The organism is Hydrogenophaga sp. PML113 (assembly GCF_001777155.1).
GTDB lineage: Bacteria > Pseudomonadota > Gammaproteobacteria > Burkholderiales > Burkholderiaceae_C > Hydrogenophaga > Hydrogenophaga borbori.
Genome location: NZ_MIYM01000005.1, coordinates 137325 through 153839 on the forward strand (window position 1 = coordinate 137325; position 16515 = coordinate 153839).

General features: G+C 71.5%; 15 protein-coding genes. 11 read left to right on the plus strand and 4 right to left on the minus strand.

What is annotated here, in order from left to right:
• The first annotated feature begins 32 nt into the window (after positions 1-32).
• Genes BHU06_RS11640 through BHU06_RS11655 form a run of 4 tightly spaced genes read left to right on the plus strand, consistent with a single transcriptional unit; the run spans position 33 to position 3661 of the window.
• Positions 33-1037: a DctP family TRAP transporter solute-binding subunit gene (locus BHU06_RS11640; RefSeq protein ID WP_070399354.1), complete on the plus strand. Its 1005-nt coding sequence runs from the start codon at positions 33-35 to the stop codon at positions 1035-1037.
• Positions 1034-2011: a C-terminal binding protein gene (locus tag BHU06_RS11645; RefSeq protein ID WP_239478189.1), complete on the plus strand. Its 978-nt coding sequence runs from the start codon at positions 1034-1036 to the stop codon at positions 2009-2011. The genes BHU06_RS11640 and BHU06_RS11645 overlap by 4 nt, the downstream gene beginning before the upstream one ends.
• 53 nt (positions 2012-2064) lie before the next feature.
• Complete coding sequence (locus tag BHU06_RS11650) at positions 2065-2712, plus strand: RraA family protein (protein ID WP_070399355.1); 648 nt, start codon at positions 2065-2067, stop codon at positions 2710-2712.
• 1 nt (position 2713) lies between these two features.
• Positions 2714-3661 carry a sugar kinase gene (locus BHU06_RS11655; RefSeq protein ID WP_070399356.1) on the plus strand — a complete coding sequence of 316 codons (948 nt, stop codon included), beginning with the start codon at positions 2714-2716 and terminating at the stop codon, positions 3659-3661.
• Here BHU06_RS11655 and BHU06_RS11660 read toward each other — a convergent pair whose 3' ends face one another.
• Together BHU06_RS11660 and BHU06_RS11665 are read right to left on the minus strand one after the other, a co-directional pair.
• A complete protein-coding gene (locus BHU06_RS11660) occupies positions 3662-4543 on the minus strand; it encodes an oxaloacetate decarboxylase (RefSeq protein WP_070399357.1) in 882 nt (293 codons plus the stop codon).
• Positions 4544-4548: 5 nt separating this feature from the next.
• A complete protein-coding gene (locus tag BHU06_RS11665) occupies positions 4549-5541 on the minus strand; it encodes a tripartite tricarboxylate transporter substrate binding protein (RefSeq protein ID WP_070399358.1) in 993 nt (330 codons plus the stop codon).
• Positions 5542-5670: 129 nt separating this feature from the next.
• On the opposite strand from BHU06_RS11665, the gene BHU06_RS11670 reads away from it, so the two are divergent.
• The 6 genes from BHU06_RS11670 (at position 5671) to BHU06_RS11695 (ending at position 11172) form a co-directional block, all read left to right on the plus strand.
• On the plus strand, positions 5671-6588 hold the full coding sequence (locus BHU06_RS11670) for a LysR family transcriptional regulator (RefSeq protein WP_070399359.1): 918 nt from the start codon (positions 5671-5673) through the stop codon (positions 6586-6588).
• A gap of 133 nt (positions 6589-6721) precedes the next feature.
• Entirely contained in the window at positions 6722-8224 is a 1503-nt protein-coding gene (locus BHU06_RS11675; protein ID WP_070399360.1) for a COG3014 family protein, read from the plus strand.
• A 19-nt stretch (positions 8225-8243) separates the two neighbouring features.
• Complete coding sequence (locus BHU06_RS11680; protein ID WP_070399361.1) at positions 8244-8648, plus strand: YcfL family protein; 405 nt, start codon at positions 8244-8246, stop codon at positions 8646-8648.
• A 31-nt stretch (positions 8649-8679) separates the two neighbouring features.
• A complete protein-coding gene (gene lpoB, locus BHU06_RS11685; RefSeq protein ID WP_070399362.1) occupies positions 8680-9276 on the plus strand; it encodes a penicillin-binding protein activator LpoB in 597 nt (198 codons plus the stop codon).
• Between the two features lie 14 nt (positions 9277-9290).
• Positions 9291-10178 carry a hypothetical protein gene (locus BHU06_RS11690; RefSeq protein WP_070399363.1) on the plus strand — a complete coding sequence of 296 codons (888 nt, stop codon included), beginning with the start codon at positions 9291-9293 and terminating at the stop codon, positions 10176-10178.
• A gap of 7 nt (positions 10179-10185) precedes the next feature.
• Positions 10186-11172, plus strand: coding sequence for an alpha/beta hydrolase (locus BHU06_RS11695; protein ID WP_139147052.1), 987 nt, complete (start codon positions 10186-10188; stop codon positions 11170-11172).
• 42 nt (positions 11173-11214) lie between these two features.
• Here BHU06_RS11695 and BHU06_RS11700 read toward each other — a convergent pair whose 3' ends face one another.
• Both BHU06_RS11700 and BHU06_RS11705 read right to left on the minus strand, forming a co-directional pair.
• Positions 11215-11556, minus strand: a complete 342-nt coding sequence (locus BHU06_RS11700) for a YciI family protein (RefSeq protein WP_070399365.1) — start codon at positions 11554-11556, stop codon at positions 11215-11217.
• Between the two features lie 53 nt (positions 11557-11609).
• The gene (locus BHU06_RS11705; protein WP_070399366.1) at positions 11610-13610 is read right to left on the minus strand and encodes a PAS domain-containing protein; all 2001 of its coding nucleotides are present in this window, start codon (positions 13608-13610) and stop codon (positions 11610-11612) included.
• A 305-nt stretch (positions 13611-13915) separates the two neighbouring features.
• On the opposite strand from BHU06_RS11705, the gene BHU06_RS11710 reads away from it, so the two are divergent.
• Positions 13916-16507: a PAS domain S-box protein gene (locus tag BHU06_RS11710; RefSeq protein WP_070399367.1), complete on the plus strand. Its 2592-nt coding sequence runs from the start codon at positions 13916-13918 to the stop codon at positions 16505-16507.
• Positions 16508-16515: the final 8 nt, after the last annotated feature.

Below are 16515 nucleotides of genomic sequence, written 5' to 3' on the forward strand. Positions count from 1 at the left end.
TTCCGTTCCCCAACCACAAGGAGACACCCGCCATGAAGTTCAAGACCCTCGTCGCCGTGATGGGCCTGGCCCTCGCGCTGCCCCTGGCCGCGCACGCGCAGAAGACGCTGAAGTACGCGCACTTCCAGCCCGCCAAGGACGACCAGCCCAAGCACGTGGCGGCCCTGGCCTTCAAGGAGCACGTGGAGAAAGCCACCAACGGCTCGATCAAGGTCGAGATCTTCCCGGCCGGCCAGTTCGGCAAGGACCAGCCCACCATGGAAGCGCTTCGCCTGGGCACGCTGGAGATGGCCGTGGCGCACGACGGCGCCATCGGCACCGTGCACAAGCCCATCGGCGTTCTGGGCATTCCCTTCCTGTACGACAACCATGAGCACGCCTGGCGCGTGTACGACTCCGAGTGGCTCAAGGGCTTCTCGGACGACATGGTCAAGAAGACCGGCATCCGCGCGCTGGGCTTCGCCGACAACGGCGTGCGCCACTTCACCAACAGCCTGCGCCCGATCCAGACGCCGGCCGACATGAAGGGCATGAAGATCCGCATCCAGCCCTCGCCGGTGTTCAAGGCCCTGGTCGAGTCGCTGGGCGCCTCGGCCTCGGCCATCCCCTGGGGCGAGCTGCCCACCGCGCTGCAGCAGAAGGTGGTGGACGGCCAGGAAAACGGTGTGACCAACATCCTGGCCGCCAGCCTGTACCAGCACCAGAAGTACGCCACGCTGGACGGCCACGTGTGGTCGGTGCACGGCTACCTCGTCAACGACCGCTTCTACACCCGGCTCACCGACGTCGAGCGCAAGGCCGTGGACGAGGGTGTGAAGAAGGCGATGGCCATCCACCGCAAGATGACCGCCGAGCAGGACAAGAACGCCAAGAAGATCCTCGAAGGCGTGGGCATGCAGGTCTATGAACCCACCGCCGCGCAGATCGCCGAGTTCCGCAAGCTGGCCCAGCCGCCGGTGCGCCAGTGGGCCGAGGGTGAGATCGGCAAGAACTACGTCGATGCGCTGTTCAAGGCCGTGGAGGCAACCCGCAAGTGAATGGACTGAACCAGGGAGGCGGGCTCGAGCGGCTCGTCGTCGCCATCGACGACGGGTACGCGAGCTACGACCAGGAAGAGGCCCTGCTGGGCGCCGAGGGGGCGCGTTTCGAGGTCCGCCCCTGCCGGCGCGACCCGAAGCGCGCGCTGGACGCCGCGCGCGAGGCCGACGTGGTGCTGGTGCGCGAGTCGCCGCTGCCACGCGAGGTGATCCAGGGCCTGGCGAAATGCAAGGCCATCGTTCGCTACGGCATCGGCGTGGACAACATCGACCAGGTGGCGGCCAGCGAACGCCGCATCGCGGTGGCCAACGTGCCCGACTACGGCACCGACGAGGTGAGCTCGCAGGCCGTGGCCCTGGCCCTGGCGGTGTCGCGCCGCCTGTGGCTGCACGACCGCGAGGTGCGCGAGGGCCGCTGGTCCACGGGCGTGCTGCAGCCCATGTTCCGCCTGCGCGGGCGCACCCTGGGCCTGGTGGGCTTTGGCCGCATCGCGCGCATGACGCTGGAGAAGTTCGCCGGCTTCGGCTTTGCCCGCGTGCTGGTGAACGACCCGCGCGCCGAGCTGCCCGATGGCGTGGAGCGCGCCGACATCGACACCCTGTGCGCCGAGTCCGACGTGATCTCGCTGCACGCGCCGCTGAACGAGCAGACGCGGCACCTGATCAACGCCGAGCGCATCGCGCGCATGCGGCCGACGGCCATCCTGGTGAACACCGCGCGCGGCGGCCTGGTGCACACCGATGCGCTGCACGAGGCCCTGGCCGCGCGCCGCATCCTGGGCGCCGGGCTCGACGTGTTCGAGCAGGAGCCGCCCGGCATCCACAAGCTGTTCAGCCTGGACAACGTGGTGGTGAGCAACCACATGGGCTGGTACAGCGAGGAAGCGATGCGCGACCTGCAGCGCAAGACAGCCGAAGAGGCCGCGCGCGTGCTGCGCGGCGAGGCGCCCCTGAATTGGCTCAACCGGTGGTGAGGCCACCAACGACACCACCAACGACACCAGCAAACATTGCAAGAAAGCAGGACATGAAAGAACTGATCGACGGATTCAACCAGGTTGCCGTGGCCTCCGTGGCCGACGCGGTGGACAAGGTCTGCGGCAAGCGCGGCTACATGGCCGCCTGCATCAAGCCGCGCATCAACGACAAGCGCATCTGCGGCCCCGCCGCCACCGTGCTGGAGGCGGCCACCGACGAATTCGTGCCGCCGCAGCATGCGCTGGACCTGATCGACGAGGCCCCGGCGGGCAGCGTCATCGTCATCAGCATCGAGGGCGGCGAGCCCGACGTGGCGGTGTGGGGCGGCCTGATGACCGCGGGCGCCGTGGCCAATGGCCACGTGGGCGCCGTGCTGGACGGCGGCGTGCGCGACCTCACCGAGATCCGCCGCGACTACGGCTTCCCGGTTTATGCGCGCGACGTGAGCCCCGGCACCACGCTGGGCCGCTACCGCACGGTGGCCTCTCAGGTGCCGGTGCGCGTGGGCGACGTCCTGGTGCACCCGGGCGACATCCTGGTGGGCGACGTGGACGGCGTGGTGGTGGTGCCGCGCGCCCAGGCCGAAGAGGTGCTGAAGGTGGCGCGCGAGATCGACGAGCGCGAGCTGGAGCAGGCCAAGCTCATCATCGCGGAGAAGTCGCTGCGCAAGGGCCTGGCGAAGTACGGCCGGATCTGAGATGGCGAAGGGAGCAGTCGTGGCGGGAGAAGCACTCGACATCCTCGCCTTGGGCGAGGCCATGGTCGAGTTCAACCAGACCGGCGAGGGCCAGGGCCGCCTGTACCTGCAGGGCTTTGGCGGCGACACCTCCAACTTCGCCGTGGCCGCCGCCCGCCAGGGCGCGCGCGTGGGCTACCTCGGCGCGCTCGGCGACGACCCGTACGGCGCGATGCTGCGCCGCCTGTGGGACGAGGAGGGCGTGGACCACGCGAGCGTGCGGGCCGATCCCGAGGCCTTCACCGCGATCTATTTCGTCACGCACGACGAGCGCGGCCACCACTTCAGCTTCTTTCGCACCGGCTCGGCCGCGAGCCGCTACACGGCGGCGCAGCTGCCGCGCGAGCGCATCGCCGCCGCGAGGGTGCTGCACCTCTCGGGCATCTCGCTGGCCATCTCGCCGACGGCCTGCGACACCGCCTACGCGGCCATGGCCATGGCGCGCGAGGCCGGCACGCTGGTGTCCTTCGACACCAACCTGCGCCTGAAGCTATGGCCGGTGGACCGCGCGCGCGCCGTCATGAGCGACGTGATCGCGCGCTGCGACATTTGCCTGCCCAGCTACGACGATGTGGTGGCCATCACCGGCCTGAGCGAGCCCGACGCCCTGGTGGACCACTGCCTGCGCCTGGGCGCGAAGGTGGTGGCGCTCAAGCTCGGCGAGAAGGGCGCGCTGGTGGCGGACGCGAATGAGCGCCACCGCATCGAGCCTTTTCCCTGCCAGCCGGTGGACGCCACCGGCGCGGGCGATGCCTTCGGCGGCGCCTTCGTCGCGCGCCGCCTGGCCGGCGACGGCCTGCTGGAAGCCGGCCGCTACGCGGCGGCGGTGGCCGCCTTGTCCACGCAAGGCTATGGCGCGGTGGCGCCGATCCCGCGCGCGGACGAGGTGCGCGCGCGGCTGGCGGGCTGATCAGCCGCCGTAGCGGCGCTCCAGCGCGGCCCAGCGATCGAAGCCCACGATGCGCTTGTAGTCCTCGAAGCCCACGCCGGAGCCCACCAGGCGCAGCTCGCCGCTGCGCAGGTCCTCCAGGCTGGCCATCATGGTCTTCACCGAACGCATCAGCAGCGAGATGCCGTAGATGACGATGCGAAAGCCCAGGTCCTCCAGCTCGGCGGGCTTGAGGATGGGCGTGCGCCCGCCTTCCAGCATGTTGGCCATCAGCGGCACGCCCTGGAGCGCGCGGCCCACCTGCTCCAGCTCGGCCACCGATTCGGGCGCCTCGATGAAGAGGCCGTCGGCGCCCGCGCGCGCGTAGCGTTCGCCGCGCCGCAGCGCCTCGTCCATGCCGACCACCTCGCGCGCGTCGGTGCGCGCGATGATGAAGGTGCGCGGGTCGCGCCGCTGCTCGGCCGCGGCGCGGATGCGCCGCTCCATCTCCTCGCAGGGCAGCAGTTCCTTGCCCTTGATGTGGCCGCAGCGCTTGGGCGAGACCTGGTCCTCGAAGAACAGGGCTTGCGCGCCCATCCGTTCATAGGTGTGCACCGCGTGCACCACGTTCTTCACGTCGCCGTAGCCGTTGTCCACGTCCACCAGCACGGGCAGGTCGGACACGGCCATGATGTCGCGGTAGGCCGCGCTGAGCTCGCCCAGCGTCGCCAAGCCGATGTCGGGCAGGCCGTGGCGCGCGCCCACCACCGGAAAGCCGCCGATGAAATAGGCCTTGAAGCCGGCCTGCTGGATGAGCAGGGCGGAGATGGCGTCGTGCGCGCCGGGCAACACCAGCGGGCGCTCGCTGGCGACGAGCTCGCGGAAGTGGGGGTGGGGCGCTGACGCCGTCGGGTCTTGGGACATGGGACTCACTGATCGATCTTGATGTTGCCTGCCTTGATGACCGCGGCCCAGCGCTGGCCGTCCTCCTGAACGAGCCGCTCCAGCTCGCGCGGGCTGCCGCCCAGGGGCTCGGCGCCCTGGCGCTGAAACTGCGCGCGCAGGTCGGGGTCGCGCAGCACGGTGTTGACGTGGCGGTTGAGCTCGCTCACCACCTTGGGGTCCAGCCCGGCGGGGCCCATTAGGGCGAACCAGGTGGTGCCGTCGAAGCCCTCGAAGCCGGCCTCGCGCAGCGTGGGCAGGTCCGGCGCCAGCGGCGAGCGCTGGGCGCTGCCGATGGCCAGGGCTTTCACCTTGCCGGCCTGCGCCTGGGGCAGCGTCCACACGATGCTGTCGAAAGCGAAGTCGATCTGGCCGCCGTTCAGGTCGGGCAGGGCCTGGATGCCGGTCTTGTATGGGACGTGCGTGGTGGGCAGCTTGGCGCGCTGCGCGAAGTCGGCGCCGATGAGGTGCGTGACCGAGCCATTGCCGCTGGACGAGTAGTTCAGCGTGCCCGAACGCGCGCGCGCCGCCTGCAGGAACTCCGCCACCGTGGCGACCTTCAGCGCCGGGCTCACCACCAGCACGTTGGGCGCCGTGGCCAGGCGCGCGATGGGCGCGAAGTCGCGCTGGGCGTCGTAGGGCAGGGGGCGCAGGTGCGGCAGCACCGCGTGCGTGCTGCTGGTGGCCAGCAGGAAGGTGTAGCCGTCGGGCGCGGCCTTGGCCACGGCCTGGGCGCCGATGGCGCCCGCCGCACCCGCGCGGTTGTCGATCACCACCGGCTGCTTGAGCGCGGCCGAGAGCTTCTCGCCCACGATGCGCGCCAGGGCGTCGGTGCTGCCACCGGCGCCGAAGGGCACGACGATGCGCAGCGGACGGTCTGGCCAGGCGGGGGACTGGGCGTGGGCGGGCGCGAGCAGCGCGGCCAGCAGGGCGAGCCCGCCGGCGCCCAGCCAGCGGGCGGGGTGGAAAGAAAAGGGCATGGCGTGTCTCCGGTCGTTGTTTTGGATGCAAGGGGTTCATGCGTTCCGCTTCGCACTCTAGGAAAGCGTCCCGTGGGCATCAAATGATTTGTTTCCATCCCCATTCATGAAGCAGATTGATAATGGTCCATGGACTTCCGCCGCCTCGACCTGAACCTGCTGGTGGTGTTCGACGCCGTGCTCAGCGAGCGCAGCGTCACGCGCGCGGCCGAGCGGCTGGCGCTCACGCAGCCGGCGGTCAGCCACGCGCTGTCGCGCCTGCGAGCGGCCTGCGGCGATCCCATCGTGGTGCGCCAGGGACATGGCATGGTGCCCACGCCACGGGCCGTGGCCCTGCACCCGGAGGTGCGCGCCCTGCTGGCGCGCGCGCAGCGCGTGTTCTCGCTGTCCAGTGCCTTCGATCCGCGCCAGTCGCAGCGCCAGTTCCACCTCGGCTGCTCGGATCACGCGGCCCAGGCCCTGCTGGGGCCGGTGCTCGAGGACCTGCTGCGCGACGCGCCCGGCGTGCGCCTGCAGCTGCTGCACGCGGGCCGCAGCAACGCCGCCGACATGATCCGCGCCGGCGCGCTGGACCTGGCCCTGGGCGTGTTCAACAGCGCCGACGACACCATCGCCGTGCGCACGGTGCGCGAGTCGCCCTATGTGTGCCTGATGCGCGCCGGCCACCCGCTGGCCACCGGGCGCTTGACGTTGGCGCGCTACCTCTCGGCCCAGCACCTGCAGGTGCTGGTGCAGCCGGGCGCTTTCGGCGGCATCGACCAGACGCTGGCGCGCCTGGGGCATGCGCGCGACATCCGCTTGGTGGCCGCCCACTTCGGCGCCGCCTTGGGCTTGCTGCCGCGCGGCGAGCTGTTGTTGACGGTGCCCGACGACCTGGCGCCGGACGCCGCGGCCCGGGGCCTGGTGCGGCGCGCCCTGCCGTTTGCCCTGGAGCCGTTTCGCCACCAGCTCGCCATGAGCCGACGCGCGGGCGAGGACCCGGGCCTGGCCTGGCTGGTCGAGCGCATCGCCGCTGCCCCCGGCCGTCGCGCCCGTTCGGCGCGCTGAAGCCACCGCGCGGCGTCGGCCGTGCACTCACCTGTGCACTTTCCCACGCCTTGCCGTTGGTCGCCCCTTAACTTTTGTTCACATCTGTCGAGATTGGGCGGGCCCAGAGGACCAACTCAATCGGAGGAGTGAGATGAAAGCAAAAAGAGGGGTGACCTGGCTGGCGGTGCTGGCCACGGTGTGGCTGGCGGGTTGCGCCAGCATGCAAAGCCACCACGAGACCGCCACGCAGATGCAGGCGGCAGGACAACAAGGGGACTTCAAGACCGCACTGACGCGCCTGGACGAGCGCCACGCCTCGCCCGAGGCGCGCAAGGAACTGCTCTACAACCTGGAGAAGGGCGAGCTGCTGCGCCTGGACGGCCAGATCGAGCCCAGCACCGAGGCCTTCCTGGCCGCCGACGCCAAGGTGCAGGAATGGGAGCAGGCGGCCAAGACCGACCCGCAGAAGCTCATGGGCACCGTGGGCGCGGCGCTGGTGAGCGAGCGCCTCAAGGTGTACGAGGGCCAGGACTATGAGAAGGTCTGGCTCACCACCCGCCTCGCCCTCAACCGGCTGGGCCAGGGCCGCATCGACGAGGCGCGCGTGGACATCAAGCGCACCCACGAGCGCGAGGCCGTGATCGCCGAGTTCCGCAGCAAGGAAACGCAGAGCACGGTCGACGAGGCCAAGGGCCGCGGCGTGCAGGCCCAAGGCCGCGAGATCAACGGCTACCCGGTCGAACTGCTGGACGACCCCGAGGTGCTGGCGCTGCAGAACGGCTACCAGAACGCGCTGAGCCACTACCTGGCGGGCTTCGTCTACGAATCGCTCAACGAGCCGGGCCTGGCCGCGCCGGGCTACCGCAAGGCCATCGAGCTGCGCCCGGGCGCGCCCGCGCTGGAAGAGGGCCTGCGCGGCCTGGACGAGCGCACCGGCTTCACCTGGAAGCGCAAGCAGCGCATGACCGACGTGCTGTTCGTCGTCGAGGCCGGGGTGGCCCCGGCGCGCGTGCCCAAGGCCTTCACGCTGCCGGTGCCGGTGGGCTCCAGCATCCGCACGGTGAGCATCTCCTACCCGGTGATCGATCCCTCGCGCGACGCCCCGCTGGAGAGCCTGCAGGTCGGCGAGCGCGCGCTGCCCCTGAGCAAGGTGGTCGACCTCAACGTGATGGCGCGCCGCGCCCTGCGCGACGAGATGCCGGGCATGGTGATGCGCGGCTTCTCGCGCGCCATCGCCAAGGGCGTGGTGCAGGACCAGCTGCAGAAGCAGGGCGGCCTGCTGGGCGGCCTGATCGGCATCGTGGCGTCGGCCGCCACCGAACAGGCCGACGACCGCATGTGGCGCATGCTGCCCGGGCGTGTCTACCTGGCGCGCGCGCACCTGCCGCCCGGCGAGCACGACATCAGCTTGCACGGCGTGAGCTTCGGCAAGGCCCGCGTGGACGGCCAGTACGCCGTGGTGCCGCTGCGCCTGTACGAAGGTCGCCCGCTGGCGGGCGCGGTCGGCCAGTTCGGCCAGCTGCCCCTGGTGGAGGCGGTGGCCACGCCGGCCGTGGCGCCGGCCGCCAAGCCCGTGGCCGTGAAACCCGCGGCCAAGCCGGCCCGCAAGCCCCGCCCGACGACGTCCGCCAAGGCCGCGGCCGCCGCCCTGTGAACCCCAACCCCATCCAAGCATGAACCCCATCCTGAACTGGTGCGCCCGGGCCTCGCTGGCCGGCGCCTGTCTGCTGGCGGCGCCGCTGGCGCTCGCCGACGCCGTGCCGGCCTCGGTGTCGCCCGCCGTGGCGGCCAAGCTGGCCTGGCGCGGCGAAGCGCCCGACATGGCCGTGCCCGAGATCCGTGTCGCGCGCAAGGGCGGCTTTCTCTCCGTGCAGTCCGACCTGCGCAACGGCGGCGAGAAGGACCAGGCCCTGTACTACCGCTACCGCTGGCTGGACCAGCACGGCAACCAGGTCGGCGACGGCGACGCCTGGAAACAGCTGAACCTGTTCGCCAAGGCGCAGCAGACCCTCAAGGGCACGGCCCCGCACCTGAGCGTGGCCGACTTCCGGCTCGAACTCAGCTTCGAGACGCCCTGATCCCCTTTCACGACCAACGGACCTTCTTCCCATGAAAACCCGAATCCTCCTTGCCCTGGTGCTCGTCGGCGTGCTCGCCGGCTGCGCCACCAAGCGCAGCCAGCCGGTGGTGCGCTTCGACCGCCAGGTCAACTACGGCGACGCCAAGGCCGTGGAGCTCGTGACCAATGAGTTCGGCTCCTCCGACCTGCAGCTGATCGCCGAGTCCATGGTCGGCAGCCTGCTCGAGACCGAGGTGCTGCAGGGCCGCCCCACGGTGACCATCGCCACCGTGCGCAACAAGACCAGCGAGTACATCGACACCACCAACGTGATGAACTCGATCCGCACCGCGCTGACCAAGTCGGGCAAGGTGCGCTTCGTCGCCAACATCAACGAGATGCAGAACCAGGTCGACGAGCTCAACCGCCAGAACCAGAGCGGGCTCTACAAGACCAACACCACGGCCAAGCTCGGCAAGATGACGGCGGCCAAGTACCGCTTCGAGGGCGAATTGACCAGCATCGTGAAGCAGAACAGCTCCACCAAGGACGTGTACTACAAGTTCACGCTCAACCTGTTCGACAACGAGGAGGGCTCGCTCGAATGGGCCGACGAGAAGGAAATCCGCAAGACCAGCAAGCGCTGATCCGGAGGCACACCATGACCCCCCTCAAACCTTCCCGCCGCGCCTTCGCCGCCACGCTCGCGGCCGGTACCGCCCTGTTCGCCGGCGCCGCCTTCGCGCAGGCCGCGCCGCGGATCGCGGTCACCGACCTGGGCTACACCCAGCGCGTGGCCGAGTACTTCGAGGCCGCCACGGCCAGCCAGCAAAGCGCCATGAAGGCCACGCCGACCTCGCTCAGCGCGAGCGGCAGCGCCAGCATGACCTACGTGGCCGGCACGCATTCCTACATGGAGCACCGCGAGCTGCGCGCTTTCAGCAACGACATCCGCGGCGCCCTGCTCAAGGGCACGTCCTTTCGCCTGGTGCAGGGCAAGGGCTTCGACGCCGGCGACCCGCAGCCCACGGCGGCCGAGCGCGCCCTGCAGCAGGTCAAGACCGGCAAGATCGCCAAGCCGGTGCGCCAGCCCGACGTGAACGACATCATCGCGCGCATCCGCAAGGGCGAATTCGCCGGCGCCGACTACGTGCTGTTCGGGCAGCTCTCCAGCATCGAGTTCCGCGACGCGTTCTCGCCGCTGCAGGGCACCAGCAGCGCCACGCACCAGTACGGCCTGGACCTGCTGGCCGACTTCTCGCTCATCGACACGCGGACTTACGAGATCAAGGCCGCGTTCTCGGCCCAGGGCGCGGGCAACGACACCAAGCTGCTGTCGGCGCGCGGTGACGTGATGCCACCCAACCGCGCCAAGGTGATGCGCGAGACCTCGCAAAGCCTTGCGGCCGAGGTGTTCGCGCAGATCGGCGAGCAGCTCTCGCTGGACCGCGCGCTCGCGCCGCGCCTGCGCGGCGCCTCGCCGGCGGGGGCGGCGAACGCGCCGGCCGGCGCGGCACCGGCCCAGCCCGAGGTGATGATCCTGCGCTGAGCCGGTGGTGCCCGGCGTTTCCCTGCGCGCGAAGCCCTGGCGCGGCCTGCCGCGCACGGCCGCCGCGTTGCTGCTGGCCTGCGCGGGCGCGGCGGCGGCCGCGCCATCGGCCTTGGCCGCGCCCGACGGGCCGAGCGCCGCGCTCCGTGCGCCCTGGAGCCGCGTGGACCTGCCCGGATCGGCGCCGGGCCGCCGCGTGCCCGTGCTGCGGCGAGAGGCCAGCCCCGACGCGGCCGCGCCGCGCGTGGTGGTGGTGCCGGGCTCGGGCTGCGCCGGTCTGGGCCCCATCGCCCCGGCCTACTTCGCGGGCCTGGAGCGCGCGCAGGTCTGGGTGCTGCACAAACCTCTCACGAACCCCTGGGTGCGCACCGCGCCCGACGGCTGCGGCGAGGCCTTCGCGCGCGACGACCGGCCCACGCGTTGGCAGGCCGACGCCCTGGCCGCGCTGCAAGCGCTGCGGGCGAGCGAGCCCGAACGGCCCACCTGGCTGGTGGGCATCTCCGAAGGCGGCGACCTGCTGCCCGCGCTGGGCCAGGCCTTGGGCACCTCGCTGCGTGGCCTGGTGTTGCTGTCGGCCAGCGGGCTGGACCCGGCCGAGACCCTGCGGCTGCAGGCGCAGCGGATCGGCCGCCCCGAGGCCTGGGCGGAAATCCGCGCGGCCGCGGCCAGCGCGCGGTCCGACGACGACCTGGTGCACGGCCGCAGCCTGGGCCATTGGCGCGACCTGTTGGCCTGGCGCCTGTTCGAGCCGCTCACGGCCCCGGTCTGGGCCGTGTGGCAGTGGTGGGGCGACGCCGATGAACTGATCCCCGCCGAGGCCTATGAGCGCTTCGGGCGCGAGGCGGTGGCGCGACCCGCGCGGCTGTGCGTTCGGCGCTGGCCCGGTGCCGACCACGGCCTGAACCGGCCGGGCGCCGGTCCGGCCCAGCCCGCCCTGTGGCTGGCGTTGCTGGCCGCTACCGAGGCCGATGACGCGGGCTGCGGCCTGCCCTGAGCACCGGCCGCCACGGCAGTGGCACCGCGTGCCCCGGTTCGGCTAGCTCTCCGGGTCGTGCCCAAACTCGCGCAGCTCCTGCGAACAGCGGCAGGCGGTGGCGATCCGGGCGGCCCACACGATGGCGGCGTCGCGCGATGGCAGCCGCAGGACGCAGAAGCCGCCGTCGAACCCCTTCGTCTGCGGATAGGTGCCGGGGGTGACCGTGCGGTCCGAGGCGACCATGAGCGGTGCGACGTCTCCATTGATGCCCCCGCCGAACACGTACACGCCAGCGGCCTTCGCCTCGCGGATGACCGCGCGTGCGGCGTCGCCCACGGCCGCCATCTCCTCGGCGGGAACGCTCATCGCGCCGGCGGGAAAAGAGATCAGGTAGTTCGTCATCGTTCGCTCCCTCGGTTGAGGCCGATGTGGGCCGGACCCGCCGCGCCCGGCGCTCAGGGCAGTTCCAGGTCCGTCGACGGCGCGCGCAGCTCCACGAAGAAGGTGCAGCCCTGGCCAGGCGCGGTGTCGCACCACAGCCGGCCTTCGTGCCGCAGCACGATGCGCTGCGCCAGCGCCAGGCCCATGCCGATGCCCTCGTAGTCCATGGAGTGGTGCTGGCGCTGGAACATCACGAACAGCGACTTGGCCTTGGCCAGGTCGAAGCCCACGCCGTTGTCGCGCACGAACAGGGTGTGCAGCCCGCCCACCGGTGGCAGCTGGCCGACCTCGACGCGCGCCTGGGCCACGCGGCGCGTGAACTTGGCGGCGTTGTCCAGCAGTTGGCCGAACACCTCGGCCAGCAGGATGGCGTCGCCGCCCACCACGGGCAACTGGGGGTCGACCACCCAGTCGATCTCGCGCGGCGCGTTCTCGGCGCGCAGCCGGCCCACGATGCCCAGGATCAGCGGCGTGAGCGAGACCGGCGAGGGGTCGACGCTCAGGCGGCCCAGCCGCGCGTACTCCAGCAGGCCGTCGATCATCTGGCCCATGCGCTTGGCGGCGGTGCCGATGGCGGTCTGGAACTGCAGCAGCTCGTGGTGCTGCGCCGGATCCAGGCCCTCCTGCGTGAGCGCGACGTACTGGCCGATGTGGCGCAGCGGCGCGCGCAGGTCGTGCGCCACGGTGTAGGAGAAGGCGTCGAGGTCGCGGTTGGCGGCGTCCAGCTGCTGGGTGCGCTCGGTCACGCGGTGCTGCAGCTCCTCGTTCAGCCGCGCCATCACGTCGGCCAGGCGCTTGGATTCGCTGAGGTCGTGCGTGATGACCGACAGGCCTTGCAGCCGGCCTTGCGGGTCGCGCAGCGCGGTCAGCGTGGCGTGCGACCAGAAGCGCGTGCCGTCCTGGCGCTGGCTCCAGCCCTCGTGCTCGGCGTGGCCTTCCTCCAGGCAGACGTCCAGCATCACCTGCACGTCCAGGCCCGCGAGTTCCTTGTCCTGCGGCTCGAACAGCGCGTCCAGCGAGCGGCCCAGGATCTGGCCGCGCTCGAAACCATGCAGGCGCTGGGCGCTGTCGGTCCAGTCGGCCACGCCGCCGTCGGGGTCGAGGAAGAAGATGGCGTGGTCGCGGATGGCGTGCGACATCAGGCGAAAGCGCTGCTCGCTGGCGTAGAGCTCGGCGCTGCGCTGGGCCACGCGCTCCTCGAGGTCGAGGTTGGCGTTGAAGACGAAGTCCTCGGTGCGGCGGCGCTCGGTGATGTCGATGAGCTCGATGAAGAAGCCGTGCACCTCGCCGTCGTGGCTGTCGGGCAGGTAGTGCACCTCGTGGTAGCGCGGCGTGCCGTCGGCGTCGGGGCGTTCGGCCTCGTGGCTCAGCGACTCGCCGTTGAGCGCCTTGGCCACGCGCGGCAGCACCTCGGGCAGCACCTCGGGCGACAGCACGCGGCTGAGGTCGATGCCGATGACCTCGTCGGCGGTGAGCCCGTAGCCGGCCGCGTAGGCGGCGTTGCAGAAGCGGCAGACCAGGTCCTTGTCGTAGTAGGCCAGGCGCGAGGGCGTGCGGTCGGTGATGGCCTGCAGCAGGCGCAGCCGCGCGACGATCTGGCGCTCGATGCGGTCGCGGCCGGTGACCTCGACCACGGCGGTGTGCGAGCGCAGGAAGCGCCCGCTGGCATCGCGCACCGCAAGCGAGACCAGTTCCACGGAGAAAAAGGCGCCGTCCTTGCCGAACAGGCGCAGGGTGAGCGGGAGCGCGCGGCCCTGGGCGCGCAGCTCGTGCAGGTGGTCGCGCAGCTGCTGCAGGTCGGCCTCGTCGCGCAGGCGGGCGAGCGTGGGAAAGTCCAGGTCGCCGCCGCTGGCCAGCCGGTCCACGTCGGCGCGGTCGTGGCCCAGCCAGTCGAGCAGGGTGTCGTTGATGGCCAGCACGCGCAGGCCGGTGTCCAGCGCGAGCAGGCCGCAGGGGGCGTTGTCCCACAAGGCATGGCCTTCGGCGATCGCCCGTTCGCTGCTCGTGTGTTCCATGTTGGTGTGGCCTCCCACCCGTCGTGTGCGGGTCTTGCGGGGGGTATCCCCCGGAGCGGGCACTCTAGCCGCCGATGGCGTGCTATGCAAATGGGGGCTGGGGCCGCCGGTTCGGCGGCCGGCGTGGCCGGTCGGGCGCTCAGCCAGGGGGCGGTGTTGCTCAAACCCGGCGGACACCGGTGTCTTCGAGGGGAATGGCTGTATTTCCCCTGTGCACAGAGGCGTCTGTAACGTAGAGTTGCCGCACGCCCGATAGAACGACCGTCAGGGAGGCTGGCGGAGCGGGCCAGGAGGAAGCCCCCGGCATGGCGGGAGACCGCAAGCGCTCGGTACAACTCTGGTTGCCACTGCTGCCCGCAGCGGTGGCACTGGTGCTGCTCGCGCTCATGGTGTGGTCGGTGGAGCGGGTGGTGGGCGACGAGCTCGAGCGGCGCGCCCAGCAGCGGGTGGAGCAGACCGCCGCCATCTATGCCGACCGGCTCTCGCGCGTGCTCGCGCGCCACGCCGCCGAACTCGACCTGCTCACGCTGACGCCCAGCCAGCAGGTGTCGCCCCAGGGCTGGCGCCTGCAAATGGACCGCCTGCGCCAGCGCCACCGGGGGTACGTGTGGATCGGCGCCACCGACAGCGAAGGCCTGGTGCTGGCCGCCAGCGATGGCCTGCTCGAGGGCGTGTCGATCGCGCAGCGGCCGGTGTACCTCAAGGGCCGTGAAGGCACCTGGTTCGGCAGCCTGCACCCGCCCGTGTCGCTGCGTGAGCCGCTGGTGGCGCTCCAGCGGCCGGTGCCCACCGAACTCGCCGACCTCGCCATGCCCTATCACGGCGCCGACGGCCAGCCCGCCGGCGTGCTGGCCGCCCACCTCGACGCCGCCTACTACGACGCGCTGCGCCGGGATGTGCTGGGCCCGACGGACGCCCGCCGCGGCCTGCAGCTGGAGCTGGCCGACCAGGACGGCCGGCGCCTGCTCGGCGAGCGCGCGGGGTTGTCGGCCACGCAGTGGCTGGACCTGCTGGGCACGCCCGTGGGCACGCCGCGGGTCTTTGAGGACGAGCAGGGCGAGGCCATCCTGCTGGTGCGCCACGGCATCGACCGCGCCACCCTGCCGGTGAAGACCGACTGGCAGGTGGTGGCCTGGCAGCCCCTGGGCATGACACTGGCGCCGGTGCGCGAGCTGGAGCGCTACGTGCTGGTCTGGGGCGGCGGCACGGTGCTGCTGGTCAGTCTGGGCGGCTTCTGGCTGTCGCGCCGGCTCGCCCGGCCGTTCAACCAAATGCTGGACGTGGTGGCCGAGCGCCTGGGCCCGCAGGCGGACGCCGCGCCCGGCACGGTGCTGCGCGTCATCGCCGAGCAGATGCGACGCCTGCCCGCGCAGGGCGGCGGCGGCTCGCGCAGCGAACAGACCCTGACGCAGGTGCTGCACGACGCCAGCCGCCTGCAGGCCGTGCTGCAGCACCTGCCCGCGCCCATGTACCTGGTGGACATGGACTTTCGCGTGCTGTTCTGGAACGACGCGGCCGAGCGCATGTTCGGCTGGAGCGCGGCCGAAACCGAGGGCCGCCACGTCGACGAGATCTTCCGCGACAAGGACCCGACCAACAGCGCGCGCCAGGCCATCCGCCCGCAGATGATCGCCGGCCAGGGGCCCTGGACCTTCGAGACCCACCTGCTGCGCCGCGATGGCAGCGACATCTGGGGCGAGTGGCGGCTCACCAAGGTGTTCGGTGCCGACGGCGAACCCATCGGGCTGCTGGCCCAGGTGCGCGACCTGACGGCCGAGCGCCTGAGCGAGATGCGCCTGCGCGAGCAAGGCGAGGTGCTGGGCGCCATCATCAACGCCGCCAGCGATGCCGTCATCAGCGTCGACATGGTCGGGCGCATCACCATGTTCAATCCGGCGGCCGAACGCATTTTTGGCCGCGAGGCGCTGGCCATGATCGGCCAGCCGCTGGACAGCCTGCTGCCGCCCGAGCACCGGGGCGAGCACCTGGCCCTGATGCAGCGCTTCGGCAACTCGCGGGTCACCACGCGGCCCATGGGCTTCGGCCGTGTCAAGGGCCTGCGCGCGGACGGCGCCGAGCTCGAACTCGAGGCCTCGATCTCGCACGCCGTGGTGCGCGGCCACAAGCTGCTCACCGCCATCCTGCGCGACGTGACCGAGCGCGTGCGCGCCGAGCAGGCGCTGGCGCGGTACCAGCTCGAACTCTCCGAGCTCACGCACCGCCTGCTGAACCAGGAGCAGGTCACCACGCGCGAGCTGGCCCAGACCCTGCACGACCAGCTCGGCCAGACCCTGGGCGCGATCCGCCTGTCCTTCGACTCGCTGGCGCAGATGACCCGCGAGCTGCTGCCGCCGCGCGCGCAGGAGCGCTCGGACACGGTGGGCCGCCAGATCGACCACGCCATCGCCGAGGTGCGCCAGGCCCTGGTGCGGCTGCGCCCGCCCATGCTGGAAGACATGGGCCTGACGGCCGCGCTGGACAACGACATCCGCCAGCGCGCGGCCGAGGCAGAGGGGGTGGCGCTGCACCTGCAGACCGTGGGCGACGTGGTCGCGCAGCGCTGGCCCGACGACGTGGAGTACGCCGCCTTCATGGTGGCGCGCGAGGCCGTGGCCAACGCGCTGCTGCACGCGAAGGCCAGCCGCATCGTGGTGCGCCTGGAGGGCGACGCCACCCACCTGCGGCTGGACGTCGTCGACGACGGCGTGGGCCTGCCCGAGGAACTGGCCTTCGGGCGACCCGGGCACCTGGGCATGGTGGGCATGCGCGAGCGCGCGCTGGCCATCGGCGCGCGGCTCAGCGCCCGCGCGCGCAGCGGGCGCGGCACGCGGATCACCCTGATCTGGACCGCCCGTCCCGGCAGCGTGTTCGGCGAACTGCCGGACACCGACAACTGAATCGAGCC

Bases quoted from the DNA above. Each gene is read 5' to 3' on its own strand.
- BHU06_RS11640 (WP_070399354.1), top strand. From the start codon at position 33: ATGAAGTTCAAGACCCTCGTCGCCGTGATGGGCCTGGCCCTCGCGCTG.
- BHU06_RS11655 (WP_070399356.1), top strand. From the start codon at position 2,714: ATGGCGAAGGGAGCAGTCGTGGCGGGAGAAGCACTCGACATCCTCGCC.
- lpoB (WP_070399362.1), top strand. From the start codon at position 8,680: ATGAAAACCCGAATCCTCCTTGCCCTGGTGCTCGTCGGCGTGCTCGCC.
- BHU06_RS11675 (WP_070399360.1), top strand. From the start codon at position 6,722: ATGAAAGCAAAAAGAGGGGTGACCTGGCTGGCGGTGCTGGCCACGGTG.
- BHU06_RS11670 (WP_070399359.1), top strand. From the start codon at position 5,671: ATGGACTTCCGCCGCCTCGACCTGAACCTGCTGGTGGTGTTCGACGCC.
- BHU06_RS11680 (WP_070399361.1), top strand. From the start codon at position 8,244: ATGAACCCCATCCTGAACTGGTGCGCCCGGGCCTCGCTGGCCGGCGCC.
- BHU06_RS11690 (WP_070399363.1), top strand. From the start codon at position 9,291: ATGACCCCCCTCAAACCTTCCCGCCGCGCCTTCGCCGCCACGCTCGCG.
- BHU06_RS11710 (WP_070399367.1), top strand. From the start codon at position 13,916: ATGGCGGGAGACCGCAAGCGCTCGGTACAACTCTGGTTGCCACTGCTG.
- BHU06_RS11705 (WP_070399366.1), bottom strand. From the start codon at position 13,610: ATGGAACACACGAGCAGCGAACGGGCGATCGCCGAAGGCCATGCCTTG.
- BHU06_RS11665 (WP_070399358.1), bottom strand. From the start codon at position 5,541: ATGCCCTTTTCTTTCCACCCCGCCCGCTGGCTGGGCGCCGGCGGGCTC.
- BHU06_RS11700 (WP_070399365.1), bottom strand. From the start codon at position 11,556: ATGACGAACTACCTGATCTCTTTTCCCGCCGGCGCGATGAGCGTTCCC.
- BHU06_RS11660 (WP_070399357.1), bottom strand. From the start codon at position 4,543: ATGTCCCAAGACCCGACGGCGTCAGCGCCCCACCCCCACTTCCGCGAG.
- BHU06_RS11650 (WP_070399355.1), top strand. From the start codon at position 2,065: ATGAAAGAACTGATCGACGGATTCAACCAGGTTGCCGTGGCCTCCGTG.